The organism is Corallococcus carmarthensis, assembly GCF_003611695.1.
GTDB lineage: Bacteria > Myxococcota > Myxococcia > Myxococcales > Myxococcaceae > Corallococcus > Corallococcus carmarthensis.
Window position 1 is genome coordinate 1 of record NZ_RAWE01000090.1, and the last position, 21,424, is coordinate 21,424.

General features: G+C 70.1%; 18 protein-coding genes. 9 read left to right on the forward strand and 9 right to left on the reverse strand.

All coding sequences use genetic code 11. The annotated features are described in order from the left end of the window. From D7X32_RS23045 to D7X32_RS47605, 3 genes are all read right to left on the reverse strand, one after another. Positions 1-1,135 (reverse strand): serine/threonine protein kinase (locus D7X32_RS23045; protein WP_208752513.1); only part of this gene is annotated, 1,135 nt, incomplete at its 3' end. Beyond that, a complete protein-coding gene (locus D7X32_RS23050; protein ID WP_120604729.1) occupies positions 1,132-2,001 on the reverse strand; it encodes a DUF2381 family protein in 870 nt (289 codons plus the stop codon). The genes D7X32_RS23050 and D7X32_RS23045, both read right to left, overlap by 4 nt. Before the next feature lie 100 nt (positions 2,002-2,101). Then, complete coding sequence (locus D7X32_RS47605) at positions 2,102-2,323, reverse strand: DUF5953 family protein (RefSeq protein ID WP_120604730.1); 222 nt, start codon at positions 2,321-2,323, stop codon at positions 2,102-2,104. Between the two features lie 155 nt (positions 2,324-2,478). Between D7X32_RS47605 and D7X32_RS23060 the strand changes: the two genes are divergently transcribed. From D7X32_RS23060 to D7X32_RS23070, 3 genes are all read left to right on the forward strand, one after another. Beyond that, a complete protein-coding gene (locus D7X32_RS23060; RefSeq protein WP_120604731.1) occupies positions 2,479-3,237 on the forward strand; it encodes a hypothetical protein in 759 nt (252 codons plus the stop codon). A gap of 180 nt (positions 3,238-3,417) precedes the next feature. Beyond that, positions 3,418-5,031 (forward strand): sigma 54-interacting transcriptional regulator, encoded by a 1,614-nt coding sequence (locus D7X32_RS23065; protein ID WP_120604732.1) that lies wholly within the window; start codon positions 3,418-3,420, stop codon positions 5,029-5,031. Positions 5,032-5,103: 72 nt separating this feature from the next. After that, positions 5,104-5,553, forward strand: coding sequence for a hypothetical protein (locus D7X32_RS23070; protein WP_120604733.1), 450 nt, complete (start codon positions 5,104-5,106; stop codon positions 5,551-5,553). Here D7X32_RS23070 and D7X32_RS23075 read toward each other — a convergent pair. Next, the gene (locus D7X32_RS23075) at positions 5,550-9,140 is read right to left on the reverse strand and encodes a serine/threonine-protein kinase (RefSeq protein WP_120604734.1); all 3,591 of its coding nucleotides are present in this window, start codon (positions 9,138-9,140) and stop codon (positions 5,550-5,552) included. The two genes, D7X32_RS23070 and D7X32_RS23075, sit on opposite strands and share 4 nt — an antisense overlap. 247 nt (positions 9,141-9,387) lie before the next feature. Between D7X32_RS23075 and D7X32_RS23080 the strand changes: the two genes are divergently transcribed. Continuing rightward, positions 9,388-9,783, forward strand: coding sequence for a hypothetical protein (locus D7X32_RS23080; RefSeq protein ID WP_120604735.1), 396 nt, complete (start codon positions 9,388-9,390; stop codon positions 9,781-9,783). A gap of 43 nt (positions 9,784-9,826) precedes the next feature. Here D7X32_RS23080 and D7X32_RS23085 read toward each other — a convergent pair whose 3' ends face one another. Continuing rightward, positions 9,827-11,485, reverse strand: a complete 1,659-nt coding sequence (locus D7X32_RS23085) for an amidase (protein ID WP_120604736.1) — start codon at positions 11,483-11,485, stop codon at positions 9,827-9,829. Positions 11,486-11,702: 217 nt separating this feature from the next. Between D7X32_RS23085 and D7X32_RS23090 the strand changes: the two genes are divergently transcribed. Next, the gene (locus D7X32_RS23090; RefSeq protein WP_147450227.1) at positions 11,703-12,593 is read left to right on the forward strand and encodes a hypothetical protein; all 891 of its coding nucleotides are present in this window, start codon (positions 11,703-11,705) and stop codon (positions 12,591-12,593) included. A gap of 108 nt (positions 12,594-12,701) precedes the next feature. Here the strand turns inward: D7X32_RS23090 and D7X32_RS23095 are convergent, their stop codons facing one another. Then, on the reverse strand, positions 12,702-14,045 hold the full coding sequence (locus D7X32_RS23095; RefSeq protein WP_158625741.1) for a sigma 54-interacting transcriptional regulator: 1,344 nt from the start codon (positions 14,043-14,045) through the stop codon (positions 12,702-12,704). Positions 14,046-14,189: 144 nt separating this feature from the next. Here D7X32_RS23095 and D7X32_RS23100 point away from each other — a divergent pair, with 144 nt between their 5' ends. The 4 genes from D7X32_RS23100 to D7X32_RS45525 all read left to right on the forward strand — a co-directional run bounded on the left by D7X32_RS23100 (position 14,190) and on the right by D7X32_RS45525 (position 18,354). Then, positions 14,190-16,082 carry an SPFH domain-containing protein gene (locus D7X32_RS23100; RefSeq protein WP_120604739.1) on the forward strand — a complete coding sequence of 631 codons (1,893 nt, stop codon included), beginning with the start codon at positions 14,190-14,192 and terminating at the stop codon, positions 16,080-16,082. A 69-nt stretch (positions 16,083-16,151) separates the two neighbouring features. After that, entirely contained in the window at positions 16,152-16,940 is a 789-nt protein-coding gene (locus tag D7X32_RS23105; RefSeq protein WP_147450229.1) for a hypothetical protein, read from the forward strand. A 223-nt stretch (positions 16,941-17,163) separates the two neighbouring features. Beyond that, positions 17,164-17,970: a hypothetical protein gene (locus D7X32_RS23110; RefSeq protein WP_147450230.1), complete on the forward strand. Its 807-nt coding sequence runs from the start codon at positions 17,164-17,166 to the stop codon at positions 17,968-17,970. Positions 17,971-18,186: 216 nt separating this feature from the next. Further along, complete coding sequence (locus D7X32_RS45525; protein WP_158625742.1) at positions 18,187-18,354, forward strand: hypothetical protein; 168 nt, start codon at positions 18,187-18,189, stop codon at positions 18,352-18,354. A 485-nt stretch (positions 18,355-18,839) separates the two neighbouring features. Here the strand turns inward: D7X32_RS45525 and D7X32_RS23115 are convergent, their stop codons facing one another. From D7X32_RS23115 to D7X32_RS23125, 3 genes are all read right to left on the reverse strand, one after another. Then, positions 18,840-19,301: a hypothetical protein gene (locus D7X32_RS23115; protein WP_120604742.1), complete on the reverse strand. Its 462-nt coding sequence runs from the start codon at positions 19,299-19,301 to the stop codon at positions 18,840-18,842. Between the two features lie 155 nt (positions 19,302-19,456). Then, on the reverse strand, positions 19,457-19,720 hold the full coding sequence (locus D7X32_RS23120) for a hypothetical protein (RefSeq protein ID WP_244239145.1): 264 nt from the start codon (positions 19,718-19,720) through the stop codon (positions 19,457-19,459). 301 nt (positions 19,721-20,021) lie between these two features. Continuing rightward, positions 20,022-21,320, reverse strand: coding sequence for a peptidoglycan-binding domain-containing protein (locus D7X32_RS23125; protein ID WP_147450231.1), 1,299 nt, complete (start codon positions 21,318-21,320; stop codon positions 20,022-20,024). Between the last annotated feature and the right edge of the window lie 104 nt (positions 21,321-21,424).

Below are 21,424 nucleotides of genomic sequence, written 5' to 3' on the forward strand. Positions count from 1 at the left end.
GAGGAGGGCGTGGGGCTGCGACGTCGCGCGACTCGGCAGGCCCGCCGGGAACGCTCCTTGACGAGCGCCAGAGGACCGCGGCCATGACGAGCGCGACGATACAAATGATGCCTGCGAGCCACCTTCCCGTTCGGAGCGGTCGCTCCATCATGGCCGCATGCCGCTTGAGGGATTGCGGCGTGGAGGGTATCGCCAGTGCCGCAGGTGTCGGACCTCCGTGACGCTGTTCAGCGGGCGGATGGGCCGGCACGTCATACTCAGCGGAGCGCTCGGCGCGGAGATCCGCCAGCTCGCGGCGCAGCGCCTCGGTATCGACCGGACGCCTCCTGGGGTCTCGGGCCAGGAGGTTCTCGACGAGGTCGCTCAGTGCCGCTGGAACCCGCGCATTCGCCAATCGGGGTGACGGCGGTGGGAGGGAAAGACTATTCAAGTCGAAGCGCGGACGAAACTCCGTCGGGCGAGGGTCGGTCAGCAGTTCATGGAGCATGACGCCGACCGCGAAGATTTCGTCGGCGACCTGGAAGGCGTAGCGTGCCCGGTGCTCGTCCTTGTGCTCGCGCAGGAACTGGAACTGCTCGGGCGCGCGATAGCGGTCTGTGCCTGGAGGCAAGCCTCCGCCTGTCAGGTCTTCGGCGAGGGTGTAGCTCGCACAACTGAAGTCGATGATGACCGGCTCGCCGTCGCTCTTGCGGATGAGCACGTTGGACAGCTTCAGGTCCCGATGCAGGATGCCTCGGCCGTGCATGTATGACAGAGCACCTGCGAGCTTCTCGAAGACTCCCAGGACTTCACGAACGGTCGGGTGCTTACGCTCCGCCCACTCCGCGAGCGTCCAGCCGTCCACGTAGTCGAGCGCGAGGTAGAGGTTCCCACTCTCCGCGAGGCCATACCCTTGCGGCCGGACGATGTTCGGATGGTCCAGCATGAGCAGCGCCGTCAATTCCCGCAGCGTCCGGGCATGAGTCTGCTTGGGGTCGCCGCTGGACTCCCGGTGCTGAGCCACCTTGATTGCGCGGTGCCTGCCGTTCTTTTCGCCCAGGAAGACAAACGCAAAGCCTCCGTCGCCAAGGGCCTTGGTCACCTGCCAGCCGTCAATGCGAGAACCGGGCGGAGCATGGAGCAGGGTCGCGTTCATTGGGCGTCTTCCGCGGCGGGCTTCGGGAAGCGCACATCCGGAATCGTGAGACGACGCTCCCCATCCCCGCGTACCTCCAGGGTGAAGACGAGGTCTGCTTTCGTCTTTGGCACCTCCACGACCGCAAGCACACGTCCATCCTCTCCCGGAAGGATTGCCCCCGGCTTCTTCGCTACGAGCCGAGCCCGCAGGGGCATGCCGACACGCCCCACAAATGTCGCCTCTCGGGGTGTCCAGGCGGGGCGGTCAAGCCTGTTCGTGATCTTCACGTCCGCCAGAATCCAACCGTTGCCCCGAAAGGCTACGATTGAATTCAAACCAAGTCCCTGCACAGCATCGAGCCTGTTCTTGATGACGGATGTCGTGACGCCCTTCTCGTCCACGTACCCCAGCAACACGAAGTCTTCAGGCCTCGGCACCGGGGCTTGGGTGTTTGGCTGGCAGGCCGTACTCAGTGGCTCCGGGCGTTGCACGTCAATCCGTGAGTCCACTTCGGTCGGATCGGTCACGAGAACGAAGGCGGCCCGCGTCGGCTGATTTCTGTCGATGAAAAAGACCCCGATCTCCTGTCGCTCACCGTCGCCGAGATTGGCCACGGGCTGAACGATGAAGGAGCGCTCGCCGGCATCCAGGACGCGGATCCGGGACTCATCGAAGGTCAGGGTCTTCCGCTGGATCGTCGAGGAGAACAGGAACAACGTCGGGGTGTCCGCCGCGACGTGGACGACGGGCAGCGGTTCGGCGGGCGTGCTGGCGACGGTGACGGGTCGTTCCCGCCTGACGCGCGCCCCCGGTGCCGGCGCAGCCCCCGCAGCAACTCGCGAGAGGAGCACGAGCGCGAGGACCAATCTGAAAGGTTGGAGCAATGGTGCAGGACCTCCCGGATGGGAAGGCTATCATCGCCGATGCCCGCGCAGTCGGCCTCTTTCCTACAGCCGGAACGGAGTCCCGGGCCTCTGGATCGGGTCAAGACGCTGCGCGTCCGCCTATCTCCGGAAAGCGTTCGTAGGCGCGCTTGAGTGCAGCCAGGTGAGCGAGGTTGTCCAGGTCGAGCGGCGCATCGATGAGCTGCACGACCCAGCCGCCCGATGCCGTGCGCCGCGCCCTTGACCGCGTATTGAAGGCTCCGCGCTGCGCCGGTACACGGGAGGGTGCGACCGGCTCACGGGCCTGGAGTCCGTGAAGCACTCAGGCTGGATGATGCCTCGCTGGGAATCCGTGGCGGCATGACTCGCCTGTCAGCAATCCGCTGACCGCGGTGGAGCGCCGCCTCCCCGCGTCCCCAGCAGGGCTTCCCTGGCACGGTGGTTGCGTATGGGGCGCGACATCATCAAGGGGGAATCATGGCACCACGTTTCATCTGCTTGCTCATGTTGTCGCTGGCCCTCCCTGGCGCCTCCGCCAGCGCCGGGGAGCCGGCTCCCGAGCCTCCTCCGGCGTCGGCCCCGGGTTGGTTCGAGAATCCCACCCGCACGCGCGGACTGCTCGGCTCAAACGCGCTGCCGCTGCATGCGGGAGAGGGCTTCATCGGACAGCAGGCGCTCTTCGCCACCGTCGCGGAGGTGGGCCTGAGCGAGCGCGTGTCCGTGAACCTGGCCACGGCCATCCCGTTCCAGGTGATGTCCAGAGACACGTCCTTCAGCCTCCTGGGGGGCATCAAGGTGAGCACACCGCTGACCGAGAAACTTCATCTGGCGTTCGGCGTGCAGGGCGGCTCCTACGACAGCGACTTCGCGGGAGCGTGGGGGCTCCACAACGCCGTCGCCGCCTACGGCACGCTCACCTATGGGACGGGCGACGCGAACATCTCCCTCACGGTCCAGCCCATCTACGTCTGGGCTCGGGACGAGAATGGGGGCGTGATGGTGCTGCCCATGGTGGGAGGCTTCCTGCGAGTCGGGGAGCACTGGGGCTTCGCGGGGGAAGTCGCCATCTCACCGGTGCGCGCCATCGCCGACGCGTTCGCATTCGCGACGGCGGGCGCGCGGTTCATGGGACAGCGGTGGTCCGTGGACCTGGGGGTCCTCGCTGGAACGCAATTGCAGGGACAGGACACCCCCGCCTTCGCTCCCGGAGCTTCCTTCCTGTATCACTGGCGCTGAGACGCAACGTCCGGTGAAACCAGCGCCTGGCTTTCACAGTCGCGGGCACGGGCCTCTACCTTCTCCTACAGCAGCCTGGGACTGAGGATCCTGCTCGCCGCGAGATGGGGACAATGGCGGGCCCATCTGCATGCCGTTCGAAGTGAGCTCCCCGTGCGGTCATGCTAGAAACCGTGACCCATGTCTCGCCAAGGGCCTCGTGATTCCCTGTCCCCCTCGGGGGTGGCCGAGGTGTCGACGGCCGTCGGAGAGAAGCAACGGAGCGCGGCGTCCGCCGACGAGCGGGTGCCGGCGCTGACCCTCATCTCCCACCCCACCGCGACGCGCGCGGGCGCGCGGCTCCTGCTGGACGCGGTCCTCGGGGGCCGCACCGTGGAGCTGTCCCGCAACGGCCCGAACTTCACCCGGCCCGGAGAGCCCTTCGGCCATCCGCTGGCGGACCCCTTCGTCAGCCGGATCCCCATCGTGTTCTCCCCGGGAGAGACCGGGTTCATCCGGATGCGGGTGGGTGAAGCCGGAACCCGGGTGACGGTGAACGATCAGCTCGTGACCGACTGTGAGTTCACGCGGGAGGAACTGGCGGCGGGCGTGCCGCTGGACGTGGCCGGCCGGCTGGTGTTGCTGCTGCACCTGGCCTCGCGCCAGACGGACGCGCCCACGCACACGCTGGGCATGCTGGGCGACAGCCAGGGCATCCAGCGCGTGCGCGAGCACATCCAGCGCATCGCCGACCTCCAGGTCCCGGTGCTGGTCCGGGGAGAGACGGGCACCGGCAAGGAGTTGGTGGCCCAGGCCATCCACCAGCATGGCCCGCGACAGGGGGGCCCCTTCATCAGCGTGAACCTGGGCGCCATCCCCAAGGAGCTGGCCGCCGCCGAGCTGTTCGGCGCGCAGCGGGGCGCCTTCACCGGAGCGACCCGCGACCGGGAGGGCTTCTTCCGGGCGGCCCAGGGCGGCACGCTGTTCCTCGATGAGGTGGGCGAGGCCCCTCCCGAAGTGCAGGTGATGCTGCTGCGAGTACTGGAGACAGGTGAGCTCTATCCGGTGGGCGGCAGCACCCCCATCAAGACCGACGTGCGGCTGATCGCCGCGACCGACTCCAACCTGGAGGAACACATCCGGGACGGGCGCTTCAAGGCGCCGCTGCTGCACCGCCTGTCGGGCTATGAGATCCACCTGCCTCCCCTGCGCGAGCGGCGCGAGGACCTGGGGGAGCTGTTCCGGCACTTCGCCCAGGAGGAGCTGGAAGCGATTGGCGAAGCGCACCGGCTGACGCCCCGGGACCCCTATGCCGAGCCCTGGCTGCCGGCCTCCATCGCGCTGCGCCTGCTGCGCTTCGCGTGGCCCGGCAACATCCGGCAACTGCGCAACCTCGCCCGGCAGCTGGTGATTGGAAGCCGGGGGCAGTCCGTGCTGCGATTGGATCCACGGCTCGCCGGGGAGCTGGAGACCGCCGTCGTGGCGAGCCCTCCCGTCGCGAAGCCACCGGCGGCGGTCGCCCGGCGCAAGTCCACCGAGGTCACCGGCGAGGAGCTGCTGACGGCGCTCCGGCAGCACCAGTGGGACCTCAAGCTGACGGCGGACCGGCTGGGCATCCCGCGCTCCTCCATCTACGACGTCATCGACAAGCACCCCCACATCCGCAGGGCGGGGACACTGACCGCGGAGGAGATCACGTCCTGTCATCACGCATGCGCGGGCGACCTGGACGCGATGGTGCGGCGCCTGGAGGTCTCCAAGCGCGCCCTCAACCGGCGCCTCAAGGAGCTGGGACTGAGCACCCGGGGCTCCTGACGCCGTGGCAGGCCCCATGCATGAGCAGGGTTGCTCGGGGCCCCGGGGCGTCGGGTCTCAAGGAGTCGTGCCATGTCGAAGCACCAGTTGATCCTCTCCAAGTACGTCAACAGCCTCCATCCGGTCCGCTCACTCGGGAAACGGCTGGAGCCCGCCCGGCAACTGGTGCTGAACAGCACTTGGAGTGAAGAGGAGCTGAACAACCCTTCCGTGTGCGTCGTCGCTCCGGGAGACGTGCTGGAGATCGTGGTCGCGTCGGACCCGCGAGAAGGCGTCGTCCTCTGGATCCTCGAATCCAACGACACCGTGGGCGGCAATTGCATCGACATCCTCGACACGGAGGTGATGTTCCTCGCGGTGGACAGCCTGTTTCCGCCAGGCCCGGGAGAGCAGCGCCGCAAGCTGTGGATCAGCGAGCAGGGACAGGAGCCGAGGTTCCCTCCGGATGACGGGACGGGCAACGCCGGCACCATGGTGGCGATACCGCCCCTGGCGCCGCCCGACTCGCCCACCAACAGCTAACGCGGACTGGAGGCGAGACCCTGCAGGGTGCTTCCCCACTCCCGCCGGAAGCCCGGGTTGGCGGCGAGCGCGCGCGACAGCTCTTCCAAAGCCTGTCCTCGCCACGCCTGTCGCTGCTCGGAAGCGGCGGAGGGAAGCGCGGACCGGAGCGCGAGCAGGGCGCCTCGCAGCAGGTGGGCATCCGGCCAGTCGGGGCGTGCCGCGATGAGCGGATCGACCAGGGCCAGCCCTTGTTCCAGCAGGGGGCCCGCGTCCTGCTTCGCCTGCATGGCGCGAATGGCCTGACGGCGCAGGAAGTGTCCGAAGCCCAGGCTGAAGTCCTGCCGCTCCGGATCCAGCGCGATGCCCTTCCGGAACGCCTGGGCCGCGGCATCGAGGTCCCCGGCGCGTGCTCCGGCGTACAGCGCCCGGGCGCCAAGCGCCTCGCCCAGGAAGAACCAGGCATCGGCCTGGTTCGGCTTGCGCGCGAGGGCCAGGCGCAAGGACTCCTCGGCGCGCGCGATGCTCGGGCGCGGATCGCGTCCGTGGTCGAGCTCGAAGGTGGCCAGGATGGCGTGGACCATGCCCCGGTTGGCCAGCGTCCCCGCGTCCTCCGGAAGCCACTGGAGCGCCTGCCGGAGGGCCGCGTCGGCCGCGTGCACGCTCGCGCGGGGATCCTCTCCGCGCGCACGCTGGTACAGGGCGCGCTGGGCGAACACCTCTCCCAGGTTGATGTAGCCGTAGCCGCTCTTCGGCGCGACGGTCACGGACCGTTCGCAGGCCTCCTGGGCACGGGCCAGCGCGGGCGTGGGGTCTGCCCCCTGGTCCCAGCGCGTCTGCGCCTGCTGGAGCAGCGTCAGGCACAGGCCATTGTGGAGCTGGGGAATGCCGGGGCCCAGCTCCAGCCCCTTCCGGTACAGCTCCGCCGAGCGCTCCAGCGCCGCGGTGGGCTCACCGCCCCGCACGCGGAGCCTCCGGGCCACGAGTGCATGCGCCAGCCCCCCGTAGAAGTAGGACACCACGTGCCCGGGGTTGAGCGTGCGGGCCTGCTCCAGCGCCGCCACGGCCTGGGAGAGGTCCGCGTCCGCGTCCGGCGCGCGGGGATGGGTGGCTCGGGTGTAGAGCGCGATGCCCAGGTTGAGCCAGGCCTCTGGCATCCGGTCGTCGAGCCGCGCCGTGGCGCGAAACGAGTCGATGGCCTTGCCGTAGCGAGGCAGCGGATCCGCGCCCACCTGCTCCTCGTGGTCGGCCCAGGTCTTGTAGACGAGGCCCAGGTCGAGGAAGAAGCCCGCGTCCCGGTCCGCCGGAGCCAGGCCCTCGAAGGTCTCGGCCGCGTGGCTCAGCTGCTCGCGCGGGTCCTGGGCGCGAAGCTGGCGCAGGTGCCCCCAGATCCACCAGGCCTGCCCCAGCTCGCGCCGGACCTCCGGCCGCGAGGGGTCGAACGCCATCGCGCGCTGGGCCGCGCTCACGGCCTTCTGGGGCAGCGACGCGTCGTCGCCGCCCAGGTTGCCCTGGTACTCGGCGAGCCGGCGGTGGAGGCGGGACTCCAGCACCCGGGCTTCGGACTGGTCGGGCATCGCCGTGAGCGCGTGCGCGACGGCCTCGAGCCCTCGCGTGTACGGCGGCATGACCGCGCCCTTGCCGTAGACCTCCAGGATGAGCGCGCCGTATTCGAGCTCGCCCTGGGCGATGTAGAGGGCCGCCACGCTCTCCCCGCTCGCGACCGCTTCGGCATAGGCCTTCCGGCCCGCCTCGAAGTCCGCCGCCGCGGCCTCGCGCTCGCCCTGGTTCCAGTGCCGCATGGCGCGGGCCTGGAGGATGTCGCCCCGCAACTTGAGCGCCTCGTGGAACCACGAGAACCCGGGGCCGAGCGTGGCCAGCCGGGCGAGCGCGTCGTCCCACCGCCCCTCGTAGAAGGCGAGCAGCGCCGAGACATAGGCCGCGGAGGGAACTTCCGCGCCCTCGCTCTGGCGGAGCCAGGACAGCGCGGGCTCGCGGTAGCGGCGCTCCACCTCGCGCACGCGGGCCTCTCGCCGTCGGGGGTCGCGGAGGCGCTCGGCCTCCAGCAGCCGCGCCTGGTACTCGTGCCCCGTCACCAGCGCCAGCGCGTAGGCCACGCGGGGTTCGCGGAAGACTCGCGCCCAGGCGGACTGGAGGAACTCGCGGGCCCGCGCCTCGTCTCCGAGCGCCAGGGAGCCGCGCCCCAGCGCGTAGTGACCCGGTCCCACGGCCGGGTCGCCCGCCTCCGCCACCTCCGCTTCGAGCGCCGCCATGCGCGCGCGGATGGCGCGCTGCTCCTCACGGGTGTCATGCAGGGGCGCCAGGTCCGAGTAGCGCGCCAGCGCCTCGATGCGCTCCACGGACTCGGTGAACCGCCGGGCCATCCGCTCCCGGGTGGCGGCCTCGCGGCGGGTCAGCCCCGCCTGGCCCAGGGCCAGCAGCACGAGCAGGGCCGCCACGAAGCCCACGGACGCCACCCGCCGGTGCCGGCGCAGCGTCTTGATCAACCGGTACCCGAGGCCGTGCGAGCGGGCCCGCACCGGCTCGCCGGAGAGGAAGCGTCCCAGCTCGTCCGCCACGGCCCGCGCGGAGTCGTACCGGGCCGAGCGCTCCTTCTCCAGACACTTGAGCGCGATGGCCTCCAGGTCCGTGGGGATGTTGGGATCCACCGCGCGCGGAGGCCGGGGCTCCGTGTGGGCGATGTTGTTGAGCACCTCCAGGCCGTTGGCGCCGGGGATGGGCGGCTGACCCGTCAACACGCTGTAGAGGGTGGCGCCCAGGCTGTAGACGTCCGCGCGGCGGTCCAGGCGGGTGACTTCACCCCGGGCCTGCTCGGGCGACATGTAGTGGGGCGTGCCCAGCACCGCGCCGGTGGCGGTGACGCCCTCCTTCCAGTCCCGCGCCAGCCCGAAGTCCATCACGTAGGGGCGCAGCGTGCCGTCCTCCGCGCGCTCCACCAGGATGTTGGAGGGCTTCAGGTCCCGGTGGATGAGGCCCACGCGGTGCGCCTCGTGCACGCCCTCGCAGGCCGCCTGGAGCACCAGCGCCTTCTGTTCGACGGACAGCTCGCGGGCGAGCGTGCCCAGCGGCTGGCCCTCGATGAACCGCATGGCGATGTAGACGCGACCCTGGACCTCGCCCACCTCGTACACCGGGCACACCCGCTCGTGGTTCACCCGCGCCTGGGCCCGGGCCTCGGAGAGGAAGCGCCGGGTGAGCTCCGGGGCATCCCCGCGGACGAACTTCAGGGCCACGTTCCGGTGGAGCCGGGGATCCCTCGCGAGGAAGACGCGCCCCATGCCCCCCTCCCCGAGGAAGCGCACGCACTGGTAGCGCTCCCAGCCAGGGACCGGGAAGGCGGGGGACTCGGGTTCGGGCGCGGGCTCGGGCTCGGGCTCGGAGATGGAGCCGGGTGTCGCTTCACCCCGGGCCAGCGCCATCATCGACACGAGTGAGTCCTCGGACAGGCGGCCCCGCTCACGCAGCAGGGCCAGGGGACCGCATGCCCGGCGCCGGGCCTCCTCCCGCAGCTCCGCGGCTTCCTGCTCGCGGAGCAATCCCTCCGCGAGGGCCACGCGCAGCTCGGCCTCCTCGAACCCCTGACGCATCGAACCACGCCCCCAGGCAAGGCGCCCATCGTACCCGCAACCGGACGGGGCGCTCCCGGGCCGGGAGGGCACGGCATGTCACCGGCATGTCGACGACATGTCGGCGCGGAGCGGTGGCGCCGGCCCTTCCGCGTGGCGCTTCTCCTCGGAAGCCCCCGCTGACGCGGCCCCTGCAATGTCACGCATTCGCGGCGGCATCGCGAAACGAACCGCCCCATCCCACGCATCCCCCCAGGAGAAGACAACCATGAAGCATGTCCTGACCTTCGCGGCCCTCGCCGTCTCGTTCTTCGCCACCCAGGCTTCCGCCCTGGAGCTGGAGAACGTGCGCGCCATCTTTCCCCGGTCGCTGGCAGCCCAGCAGTGCCCCACCGGCTCCCAGCCGGCCTATGTGACCATGGCCTATCAGGGCATGACCGGTCAGGAGATCCGCGCCGCGAACCAGAACGCTCCCAAGAGCTGCGTCGCCACCAGGTTCGTGGCCATCCGCATGGACAACACCTATTCGACCTGGCCGTCGTACGACGTGTCCTGCGCGACGCCGGTCGTCGGTGCCTGGCCGTGGGGCCGCATGCGGCTGAAGCCGGACGTCCTGGACACCCAGTGGCTCCACCCCGACATGCACGTCATCTGCTGCCAGTAGCACCTGGGTGACGGGAGGGCGTCGCGCGGCGCCCTCCCCTTCGCTACGCGCCGCGCAGGTCCACGCTCCGGACGAAGGTGGGCTTGCGCCGCGCGTGCGAGGCCTGTTCGTAGGCGTAGGCGAGCTTGAGCAACACGGGCTCGCTCCAGGCGCGGCCGATGAAGGACATACCCACCGGCAGCCCGTGCACGTCGCCCGCGGGCACCGTGAGGGTCGGGTAGCCGGACACGGCGGCGGGCGTGGAGCTGCTGCCCAGCCAGTGGTCGCCCAGCACGAGGTCGATGGGGCCCGCCGGTGCCTGGGTCGGAGCCACGAGCGCATCCAACTGGTGCTTGTTCATCACCGCGTCCAGGCCCTCGGCGCGCGAGTACCGGCGGCACGCCGCGAGCGCCTTCTTGTAGGCGGCGTCGGTGAGCGGGCCCTTCTTCCGCGCCTGGAGCAGCAGCTCCTGGCCGAACCAGGGCATCTCGCGCTCGCGGTTCTTCTCGTTGAAGGCGATGAGGTCCGCGAGCGTCCGCACGGGGGCGCCTTCGCCGAGCTGCGCGAGCCAGGCCTCCAGGCCCGCCTTGAACTCATACAGCAGCACTTCCATCTCCGGCCCGTCGAGCTTCGCCGTGTTGGGCAGCGTCACGGGGTCCACCAGCACGGCCCCTTGCGCCTTCATCACTTCGAGCGCGCGCTCCACCACCGCGTCCGTGGCCGGGTGGTAGCCGAAGAACCGCTCGCGCGGCACACCGATGCGCGCACCCGCGAGCCCCTTGGGGTCGAGGAACTTCGTGTAGTCCGGGTGGACGCGGCCCTTGCCCGCGGCGGTGGCCGCGTCGCGTGGGTCCTCGCCCGCGAGCACGCTCAGCAGCGCCGCGGCGTCCGCCACGGTGCGCGTCATGGGGCCCGCCGTGTCCTGGGTCGAGGAGATGGGGATGATGCCCGCGCGGCTGACGAGCCCCACCGTGGGCTTCAAGCCCACCAGCGAACACGCGGACGCGGGCGAGACGATGGAGCCGTCCGTCTCCGTGCCCACCGACACGGCGCAGAAGCTGGCCGCGGTGGCCGCGCCCGAGCCGGAGCTCGAACCGGAAGGGGTCCGGTCGAGCGCGTAGGGATTGCGGCACAGGCCGCCGCGTCCGCTCCAGCCACTGGTCGAGTGCGTGGAGCGGAAGTTGGCCCACTCGCTGAGGTTCGTCTTGCCCAGGAGGACGGCGCCGGCGGCGCGCAGCCGCTCCACGATGAAGGCGTCACGCGAGGGGACGGCGCCCACCAGCGCGAGCGAGCCCGCGGTGGTCTGCATCTTGTCGGCCGTGGCGATGTTGTCCTTGATGAGCACGGGGATGCCGTGCAGCGGCCCGCGCGCGCCCTTCGCCTTGCGCTCGGCGTCCAGCGCGTCGGCCAGCGTGAGCGCGTCGGGATTCAGTTCGATGACCGAGCACAGCGGCAGGTCCCCGGTGCGGTCCAGCGCACGGATGCGCGCGAGGTAGGCCTCCGTCAGCCCGCGCGCGGTGTGCTTGCCGGACTCCAGGCCCGCGCGCAGCTCCGCGACCGTCGCCTCCTCGAGCGCGAAGGCCCCGGGCGCGGCGGCGGCCGGCGCGGCGGCGCGTGCATCGCGGGCGGCCAGCGCCCCCGTCACGGCCGCCGCGGCCCCGAGGAGCGTGCGGCGGGAGAGACCCGTCGGGGTCACGTCGGCAGCAGCCGTCTTCTTCGTCATGGAGCAGGCACCCGTTCGTGGAGGGGCGCCAAGTGGACCCGATTCCGCCACCGGGAGGAAGACCCGTTGCGGGCATCACGCCTCACTCCCTGGCGAGCACCTCCAGCAGCCTCCCGGTGACACGCTCTGGCCGGCATGTGACAAGGCCGGCACAATCCCAGTCAGAGGGGGTGTCACAGGCGTGTGATAAATGGAACTCCTCACCTGGAGACCCCCCATGCGTCTACGCGCCCTTGCCTTGACCTGCTTCGCCGCGCTCGCGGCCTGTGACAACACCCCCATTGAATCCGAGTCCCCGGAGGAGCTGGGCGTCAGCACCGCCGCGGAGACGGCGACCCGCCTCTACGCCACGGTGGGCAACAACGAGCTGAGCTTCGAGACGCTCGGCACCTTCGAGCAGCGTGACGGCGTCCGAGCCCTCGTCATCCACGCCACCGCGAACCGCTACCTCGCGGACGTCCTCAGCTTCGTCCCCGATGACGCCTTCGGCGACGCGAACATCATCAGCGAGCGCCGGTTCGAGATCGTCCTGCACGACGGCTACGAGCTCAACACGGTGCTCTCCGGCCTGCCGCTCTTCGTCAAGGTCACCACGAACACGGGAACGCCGCGCGCGTACACCGCGCGCATCGTGGTGGCCCCGCGCTTCTTCGACTTCCGCGGCGACTCGGGCATCTGGATCGACGAGGCGGTCACCCCCCGCTACGTCGTCCAGCCGAACAACAACCTCCTGTACCGGGGCCACGCCGCGGTCTCCGGGTACACCGACTGGCTCACCGTCACGGCGCCCGACGGCATCCCGTCCGTCTACGGCCGGCCCAACTACAAGCTCGACTGGGCGTACCCGACGCTCCAGCAGGCCATGGACCCGCACACGATCCCGCTCAACTTCAGCGCGGGGGGCGACAACGGCGCGACGATGCAGAAGACCGCCCGGCTCGTGGCGCGCGTGACGGAGCTCGCGCTCACCGACGGCGACGCCTACGACGTCTGGCCCAGCCCGGACTGCGACCCCACCGTCTACAGCTGCTACCACTCGCAGCCCGCGGGCACGACGGACTTCAGCCAGTGCGGCACCTACCGCCAGGTCCTGCGCTGCACGTACTGAGCGACCCGCGGCAGGTGTAACCCGGCGGTTGTCGCGAGCGGGCCTGTTCCCCCCGTGGAGTGTCCTGGGGGAGCAGGCCTGTCGTGCTCGTGCCCCCAGCAGCGGGGTTCACGCACCGCCGCGAGGGGACACGCCCAGCCGCTTCATCATCGTGCGCACCGTGCCGCCGGGGTCCTTCGCCGTGCCCCGGCCGACTTCGCCCAGCAGGCGCGCGGCCTCCGCGGCATTGCCATCCGCGCGCCGAAGCGCGGCCTGGAGTGCCAGCCGCTCCAGCCGCTCCCGCTCCGCGCGCAGGTTCATCGTTCCGGAGGCCACGCGGCGCTCCACCTCCTGGGCGGAGACCAGCATGGAGGAGTTCGTGCGCTCCTTCTGCCACAGCCGCCGCGGCAGGTCCGACACGAGCAGCTCGTCCCCGGCACGCTTGGCCACCAGCGCGCCGTAGATGACGTTGCGCAGCTCGCGGATGTTGCCGGGCCAGGGATAGGCCCGAAGCATGTCGAGCGCCTCGGGGGTGGCACCGCGCACGCGCGGGCCCACGGGCTCCAGCTCCTCCACGGCGTAGTAACGCTCCAGCCAGTGCAGCACGAGCGGCGCCACGTCCTCCTGCCGCTCGCGCAAGGGCGGCAGGTGGATCTGCACCGTGGAAAGGCGCTCATAGAGGTCCTCGCCAAACATCCCCCGGTCGATGAGCTGCTTCAGGTCCCGGTTCGTCGCCGCCAGGATGCGGAAGTCCACCTTGCGCCACGCGTTCTCGCCGAGGCGCGAGATGACCCGGTCCTCCAGCACGCGCAGCAACTTGGATTGGAGCGCGTGCGGCGTGTCGTCGATTTCGTCCAGCAACACCGTGCCCCCTTCCGCCGCGGACACCAGGCCGTCGTAGCCGTGCACGGCGCCGGAGAAGGCCCCCTTCGCGTAGCCGAAGAGCTCCCCCTCCATGAGCTCGTTGGGAATGGCCGCGCAGTTGATGGGCACGAAGGTGCGCGGGCGCCGCTCGGACCATTCATGGATGAGCCGCGCGGCGACCTCCTTGCCCGTCCCCGTCTCTCCCGTGAGCAGCACCGGCATCGACGTGCGGGCCGCCTGCGCCAGCTGGCCGAGCAGCGCCTTCGCCGCCGCGCTGTGCGCGATGAGCGTCCCCGAAACGCGAGGCGCTGGCGTCTCGACGAGGCTCTCCTCCAGCCGGCGCAAGAGCCGCGCCTCCCAGTCGTCCGCGCCCGTCCAGACGACGTCCACCGCCCCCTGCTCCACCGCGAGCCGGAGCAGGTCGACCGGCACCGGCTGCTCACACAGCCAGACCCACGGCCCCGACTTCGGCGCGGCCGGAAGCCGTGGCCGCGCGGAGCACACCACCACCAACTCCGCGCCGGCGCCTCCCGCCTTCCAGCCCGCGGCATCCAAACGCTGCTGGAGCGACGGCCTGGGGGCCGGGCCCTTCCACCCGAACGTGCGCATTCCACGAATCAAACACGGATGGGCCCTGATTTGAATCACGGCGCGGTGGAGCGGCCCCAGCAGTTCCAGGCACTTGGCCGTGGCAGGGGGCATGCAGTGGAGGGGGCACACCCGCAATGACGCGGGCCGCAGGAGAAGGGCCTCATGGATTACATCGTGGTTCTCACCGGGGTCGCGTTGCTGCTGGGCTTGGGAGCGCTCTACGTGCTCAGCGGCTTGCAGGTCATCGGAGAGAACGAGTCGGGGCTGATCATCAAGAAGTTCGGCGCACCGCTGCCGCCCGGGCGGCTGGTCGCGCTGGAGGGCGAGGCCGGCTACCAGGCGGAGCTGCTGCCGCCGGGGTGGCACTTCGGCTATCCGTTCTGGCGCTTCAAGGTGACGCGCGTCCCGGTCGTGGTGGTGCGCCAGGGGCACATCGCGCTCGTCGTCGCCAATGGCGGCGCACCCATTCCGCCCGGCTGCATCCTCGGCCGCGAGGTGGCCTGTGACGGCTTCCAGGACGCGCGTGCGTTCCTCGAGGGCGGTGGGCAGAAGGGCCGCCAGCTCGCCTTCCTCACCGCGGGTACCTACCGCATCAACCCCGCGCTGTTCACGGTCATCACGCCGGAGAACGCCAGGCGGTTCGACATGGACGTGGAGGAGCTGGAGATCTTCAGCGTGGGCCCCGACAAGGTGGGCATCGTGACGACGCTGGACGGCCGTCCCATTCCCGCGGGAGACCTGGCGGGCGTGCCGGTGGAGGGGCATGACTCGTTCCAGAGCGCCCAGCGGTTCCTGGACGCGGGCGGCTGCCGTGGCCTCCAGGAGCAGGTGCTGCTGTCGGGCTCGTGGAACCTCAACCCCTGGTTCGTGCGCGTGGAGCAGATCCCCATGACGGAGGTGCCCATCGGCTACGTGGGCGTCGTGGTCAGCTACGTGGGGCGCGAGCACCTGGACGTGTCGGGTGACGAGTTCACGCACGGCGACCTCGTGGAGCGCGGACGCAAGGGCGTATGGATTGAGCCGCTGCTGCCGGGCAAGCACCCGCTCAACGCGCGGGTGATGAAGGTGGAGCTGGTGCCCACGACGAACATCGTCCTCAACTGGGCGCAGCGCACCGAACAGCACAAGTACGACGAGAAGCTCAGCCCCATCACGGTGCGCTCGCGGGACGGCTTCAGCTTCATGCTCGACGTGTCGCAGATCATCCACATCAGCATGAAGCAGGCCCCGCGAGTCATCTCCCGGGTGGGCTCCATGCAGAACCTGGTGGACCACGTGCTGCAACCCACGGTGGCCAACTACTTCCGCAACTCCGCGCAGCAGGTGACGGTGCTGGAGTTCCTCTCCGCGCGCACCGACCGCCAGCGGGAGGCGTACGAGGCCATCCGAGGCGCGCTGGGGGCGTATGACGTGGAGTGCATCGACACGCTCGTGGGCGACATCCAGCCGCCCGCGGAGCTGATGAAGACGCAGACGGACCGGAAGATCGCCGAGGAGCTCCAGCGCACCTACGAGGTGCAGCGCGAGGCCCAGGTCCGCCGCCGCGAGCTGGAGCGCGCCACGGCGGTGGCGAACATGCAGCCCGAGGTGGTGCGCAGCGAGCAGATGGTCGCCATCAGCGAGAAGGGCGCGCTCGCGGCCGAGGAGACAGCCAAGGGTGAAGCGGCCCGCACGCGGCTGCACGCGGACGCGGAGGCGCATGGCCTGCGGCAGCGCGCGGAGGCGGAGGCCGAATCGAAGCGGCTGCACGGCGGCGCCGAGGCCGAGGCGACACGGCTCGTGGGTGAGGCCAAGGCGGAGGCCTACCGCACCGGCGTGGCGGCGCTGGGGGCCCAGGCCTTCACGGCGGTGCAGCTGGCCACGGTGCTGGCGCAGCATGGGGTGAAGCTCGTGCCGGAGATCGCGCTCGGCCAGGACGGCGGCGGCGGTGGGCAGGGGCTGCTCGGCGCGCTGATGGCGCGGGTGCTCCAGACCGAGCAGAAGCCGCAGGTGCTTCAGCGTCCCGTGAAGCCGGCGCCGGCCAACGGCGTGGAGAACGTCCACAAGCAGGCCTGAGGGTCCGCGTCATGAAGGCCGTGCACCCATGACGGTGGGTGCACGGCCGCGCGGTGGCCGGGAGGTCCCATGGTCGAGGCAGCGAGGACAACCCTCTTGCAGGCGCTCCGGGCACTGCCCCGTGGCGTGGGCCCGGGCGCGCTGCGCGGCCTCACCCCGCAGTTCGAAGCGGCCGTCGCGGAGGACACGGACGTGGACCTCCGCTTCCGGGATGAGCTGATCCGGGTCCTGGGTCCGGTGATGGGCGAGGACACGCCCGTGACCGTGGAGGATGCGGCGGCGTGCGTAACGGGTGTCGACGCGAAGGTGCTCGTCGCCACGCTGCCTGCACTCCGCGCGGTGCTCGCGGAGGTGCGCGGATTGAAGGCCCACCTCACGCGCGAGGCCGTCCGCGTGCTGTCCCGGGCGGACGCCTGCCTCCACCAATCCCCGCGGCTCACGACCCGTGAGGCGTTGGAGCGGGCGCTGGACGCCGGGCGCGAGCGGCTCGCGGCCGAGCTCTTCCTGCTCCATGCCCCGGTGCCTGTCCCGGTGGAAGAAGCGCTCGGCGTCGCACGCGGGCTGTTCGGAGACGGTCCGCCGCCCCGGGGCGCGGCGGTGCTGGAGCTGGCGCGCGGCCTGGACGACTTCTGCCGGCGAGCCCCGCTGTCCACGCCGGACCTCGAAGCCCTTCGGGAGCTCGCCCGCCGGGCGGATGCGGAACGCGAGACGACCGGCTGGCCCCTGTTGCTGGAGCGGCTGCGCACGGTCCGTCCAAGGCTGCTCCCCCAGAAGCCGCTGCCTCCGCTCTATCGCTCACTGACGGGAGCCCCCGCACGCGTGCCCCTGGCGGGGTCCCTGGAAGCGCTGCTGCGATGAATGACCAACACAGCCCGATGTATGGCTGTGAAGTTGGAGCGAGCACCCGCGACGGCACAGGCCCCGCGCCAAGGTTGATCTCCGCTGAGGAATGACCATCCCAGCCGGCCCGCCTGGCGTTTGCCTTCAGCCCCTGCCGCAATCCCAGGCACCAGGCGGCATGGCCTATGCAGTCGTTTTCCCGTGCAGTGCCCCCAACCCCTCCCCCACGGAGAAAACGCCCATGACCCTGCAATGGAAGAACCGCGGCTCACTCATTCGTAACGCAGTCGGACTCGGATTGGGCGTCGGGCTGCTGTTCGCCGCGACGCCGGGCATCGCCAGGGACGCGCAGGGCGAAGGCTGCGCGTGGTTCTCCGGCGTGGAGCACTGCCCAGTCGGAGCCGCGGAGCTGTCCGTCACGGACGAGGGGTTGCTCATCAAGAGCGCGGATGGCGGACCGGGTGGCGTGAGCCTTCATCTGGAGGGCGCCTCCGGCTGGGATGCCTGGCTGAGCCCGCTGGAGCCGGACTGGAACAGCCGGATGCTGTTGACCTTCATCGGCGCCCGGCCGGACGGCACACCGGAGCTGCTGGAGCGGGTGGTCGTGGCACGCTCGAAGGCGGAGAACCTGGGCGCCATCTACGTGGACCCCTCGGTCCACGGGGCCTCCACCTACACCGTGAGAGGCTACGTCGGCGGGCAGCTGGCCTTCGAACGCTTCGGCGTCGCGCCCGTCCCAGAGGCTTTCGGTGGCCCGGCGGGTCCAGGGGACGACGCGAAGTTCTCCCGGCTCGTGGCCTTCCCCGGGAAGTGGGGCAGCGGCCACGGCGTCATCGCCGGCCCCAATGGGGAAACCTGCACGGAGGGCGTGGATTTTCCGTTCCCCCGGCCCGTCCGTTTCCCCGACCGCAGCCTGTCGGTCGCGGTGGACCTGGTCACCTTCCAGCCCGAGGGCATCAATCCCAAGGCAGCCACGCTCCGCGAGGTGTCCCTTCAGGGAGTGGGACTGGAAAGCTTCACCCTCCAGAAAGTGGCGCGCACGCCCTGATGTCTGCCGTTCGATAGGCTTCAGGCTCTTTCACGTGTAGCGGGATGCGCTACGAATCCCGCGATGCGCGTAGCCATTCCTGTCACAGCCGTCCAGGCATTGCCGTGCCTGGCATCCCAGCATCCTGTTCACGTCTGCACTTGTCGTTGAACGCAACCCTTGCCCCGAGTCGCTCATGAAAATCCAAGCCCTCCCCTCACTCTGGATGGGAACGAAGTGGCTCGGGTTCCCGTGACGTTCGAAACCACGTCCCTGACCCCTCCCACCCGCCTGGTGTCCATCAGCAAGGCGAGGATCCGGGTGGCCGCCCTGTTCGAGCCCGCCCACGCCACCGTCTACTCCGTCGTCATGGCGAATGGCCGGATCACCGTGGTCATCCACTGACGTTCCACCCGGCCCCTCCCCCTCCGCCGGAGCGGGCACGTTCAGCCGCTCCGGCGGCACCCGAGCAGGGTGCCGGCAACCGTGTGAATGAGACAATGCCTGTGATGCGCATGCCCCCAAGCTGGAGACGTCCGTCCGGTGACCCAAGCTTGAGCCTGCGAGGCCCTCTCCGCCAGCGCATCCCGAAGGGCATGCGCCAACACACGCGCTGGACCCGGGCCCTGTATCCGGCAACAGCCGATGCCTCTATCAATCCGCCTCACGCGGCAGGGCCGGATGCTCCATGCCTGTCGTTCTACCCGCAACACCCGCCTGACGGGCGCTCGAACCCGGGTGGACCGACGCGGTCCATGAAACCGTCCCTGACGCTGCCGCGGGTCTGCTTCCTCGCGGGCCTCCCGTCATCACAGAGGTGGGCCGCCGCGCATCGCGTGGGTGTTCGGCGCGATGCGATGCGGCGGCGCCAGTTCAGCATCATGTGCTGGTCAGTCGTCCCGTCGAACCTCGAAGGTCGCGGTGACGTAGCCAGGGTCGGTCTGGACGTAGGCCAGGGTCTCCCCGTTCTTCGTGACGAAGAAATCGAAGTGATCCGTGACCCCAGTGTTGTCGGTGGTCTTCGCGGTGCCGCGACAGTTGGAGTCGAGGGTGTAGGTGCCAGAGTAGACGATGCGCGAACTCACCCCATTGGTATTGACGGTCGCCGAACCCGTCAAGGTTCCGTCCCCGCGGAAGACATCACGCCCCGCCTGTGCGAAGGGAATCCGCTCGGCTCCCGTCACGACGAACCCGGTGTTCGCGTAGACGTAGCTGCCTTTCAGCAGGGACAGCTTGCATTGGGAATGCATTGAAAGCTCCTCCTCCGGAGCCTCGCCGTAGGCATCGTGCGCAAGCCCCAGGAGACCGGCCGTGAGGACACTCCCCATGACGTACCATTGGAATCGCTTCATGCTCCCCCTCCTTCGTTTCGGGCCATCACGGCCCGATGCACTGGAGGCCGGAGAGTGAACGTGGCCCGGTCTTTCTCAAATCAGACGTGGGTCGGTCTGGGCCATGCAGTGCTGGACTGCGGGCGCCCCCCGAGTGCCTCCGCGCATGCGCCCGCTCAGGGCTCGCGGAAGCCGCCGCGCACCCACTCGTTGGCGATGTCCCGGGTGAACTTGAAGTTCACCGGCACGCGATGCTTCGCGACGGTCGCGCCAGCGTCGTCGATGGCCGCAAGCAGCGCGTGGGGCTCATACTCATCCGCCACCATCTCCAGCCGCACCTCGTACCAGCGGCCCTCCCAGGCGATGGAGAGCTTCTTGGTCATGGCCTGCTCGCGCTGCCGCGCGGAACGGTCCAGGACCTCCACAGAGCGGGCCGTCATCCTCTTCGTAACCCTAGACCTACAGCAACAGCATTGCGCCAAGCACCCATCGACCCAGTCGATGGGTGAGCATCCGAAGTCCTCAAGGAACGGGCCGAACCCTCGAGGCCCCCTTGGGGTACACGCCGTCCCTGGAGCGTGTCCGCAAACCAGAGCCAGAGACGAATGGAAGCGATGAGAACCATCGCCAGGGAGTTGGCGGAGCGCTTTCGTAGCGCGTCGCTCCCAGCCAATGACCGGCCGACCCGTGCTCACGTCCTCCGGCGACGCCACGAAGACCGGGGTCAGGGGTGCCGGCGGCTCACGGGAAGTCCTTGGCCAGCGGGAAGAGGCCGTCCGCGGACGGAGCCTCGTCGCTGCCGACCGTGGCCTGCTCGTCACAGAAGGCAGCGGCCTGCTCGATCCGCGCCTGCACCACGCCCTCGTGCTCCGGCCGGGTGCTGTACTGGTACGCCCGGGCGCGGCGCAGCCAGAGCGCCGCCTGGCGGAACCGGCTGGCGCCGCCGTCCGGCCGTTTGTTGATGTTCTCCAGGTAGCCGTTGGACCGGAACAACGCCAGGTGCCGAACCAGGTAGGTGATCACCGCGGTGGCCAGCTCCTCGGGCAACAGCCGGATCTGCGCGAGCGGGTCGCCGTCGAGCTCCTTGCGGACGTGCCAGTGCACGTGCCGGGCGGCGAACTCCTCGACGAACATGCTGAGCATCCTCCCGCTGCGCTGCTCCGTGTTGACGCTGAGCGCCACGGATAGCGCCGGGTCGACGTACGTGCCGGGATCGCCGTCCGGGGTAGCCAGCAGCGCGTCTGCGTTGGGCTGGTTGCGGAAGTGGGTCAGCTCGTGCACCAGCACCTCGGTCAACGAGACCGGTAGCGACGCGTTGGTGGCCGACAGCGTGATCCGTGCCTTGCCGCGGAACACCGAGTCGGAGACCGCGATCAGCCCGAACGTGGCGCCGGCGGTGTCGTGGAACGAGACCGTGGTGCCGAGCGTGTCGGACTCGACCGGCCGGCCGGGTGCGGTGGACAGCTGGTCAATCAGCGTGTCGACCATCAGCCTGGCCCCAACGCCGCCGGCCTGCACCGGTGCCGCCCGGTCCAGTACGAGTTGGCGCAGGTCCCGGATCCGACTGAACGCGACGATGCCGGTCAGCTCGCCGGAGTTCAGCGGCGCGAGCGCGCGCATCGCGGTCATGTGCCGCCACGAGTTCAACGGCGCCGAGATCAGCTCGGCAAGCACCGCGGCGATCATCGGGTCCACCCGGCGGTGCAGCACCAGCGGGCTGAACTCGCGGAACGCTGGGTCCAACTCTGGCGGGTCGACCGCGAACGCCGCGTCCAGCGCACCCATCGTGCCAGGGCCGACGACCGGGTCGGTCGGCTGCAGTCCCTGGCCGGCCTTGAACTGGCTCACCGCGGTACCGGTGTCGGCGCCGAAGTTGCCGTCCAACCCCTTCAGCCCGACGGGCAGGCCAAGGTCCTGCAGGGCTGCCTGCACCCGGAGCACCATCAGTCCCTCCTCGGGCGCCCGCAGCCGTCGGCCGGGGTCGGCCAGGCACTGCTCGAGATCGGGGTCGCCGGCAAACCGGAGCGCTCGGAGCGGCATGGTCGTTCCTCCCTGAACGGATGATGGACTCATGATTTATGCACTGCGGACGGTGCTCGCGACGGAGTGCTCAGGGCGGCCATTGCTCGGACGGCCGCGCCGAG

Bases quoted from the DNA above. Each gene is read 5' to 3' on its own strand.
- D7X32_RS23100 (WP_120604739.1), top strand. From the start codon at position 14,190: ATGGATTACATCGTGGTTCTCACCGGGGTCGCGTTGCTGCTGGGCTTG.
- D7X32_RS23060 (WP_120604731.1), top strand. From the start codon at position 2,479: ATGGCACCACGTTTCATCTGCTTGCTCATGTTGTCGCTGGCCCTCCCT.
- D7X32_RS23105 (WP_147450229.1), top strand. From the start codon at position 16,152: ATGGTCGAGGCAGCGAGGACAACCCTCTTGCAGGCGCTCCGGGCACTG.
- D7X32_RS23095 (WP_158625741.1), bottom strand. From the start codon at position 14,045: ATGCGCACGTTCGGGTGGAAGGGCCCGGCCCCCAGGCCGTCGCTCCAG.
- D7X32_RS23090 (WP_147450227.1), top strand. From the start codon at position 11,703: ATGCGTCTACGCGCCCTTGCCTTGACCTGCTTCGCCGCGCTCGCGGCC.
- D7X32_RS23115 (WP_120604742.1), bottom strand. From the start codon at position 19,301: ATGAAGCGATTCCAATGGTACGTCATGGGGAGTGTCCTCACGGCCGGT.
- D7X32_RS23125 (WP_147450231.1), bottom strand. From the start codon at position 21,320: ATGCCGCTCCGAGCGCTCCGGTTTGCCGGCGACCCCGATCTCGAGCAG.
- D7X32_RS23110 (WP_147450230.1), top strand. From the start codon at position 17,164: ATGACCCTGCAATGGAAGAACCGCGGCTCACTCATTCGTAACGCAGTC.
- D7X32_RS23070 (WP_120604733.1), top strand. From the start codon at position 5,104: ATGTCGAAGCACCAGTTGATCCTCTCCAAGTACGTCAACAGCCTCCAT.
- D7X32_RS23085 (WP_120604736.1), bottom strand. From the start codon at position 11,485: ATGACGAAGAAGACGGCTGCTGCCGACGTGACCCCGACGGGTCTCTCC.
- D7X32_RS23075 (WP_120604734.1), bottom strand. From the start codon at position 9,140: ATGCGTCAGGGGTTCGAGGAGGCCGAGCTGCGCGTGGCCCTCGCGGAG.
- D7X32_RS23065 (WP_120604732.1), top strand. From the start codon at position 3,418: ATGTCTCGCCAAGGGCCTCGTGATTCCCTGTCCCCCTCGGGGGTGGCC.
- D7X32_RS23120 (WP_244239145.1), bottom strand. From the start codon at position 19,720: ATGACGGCCCGCTCTGTGGAGGTCCTGGACCGTTCCGCGCGGCAGCGC.
- D7X32_RS23080 (WP_120604735.1), top strand. From the start codon at position 9,388: ATGAAGCATGTCCTGACCTTCGCGGCCCTCGCCGTCTCGTTCTTCGCC.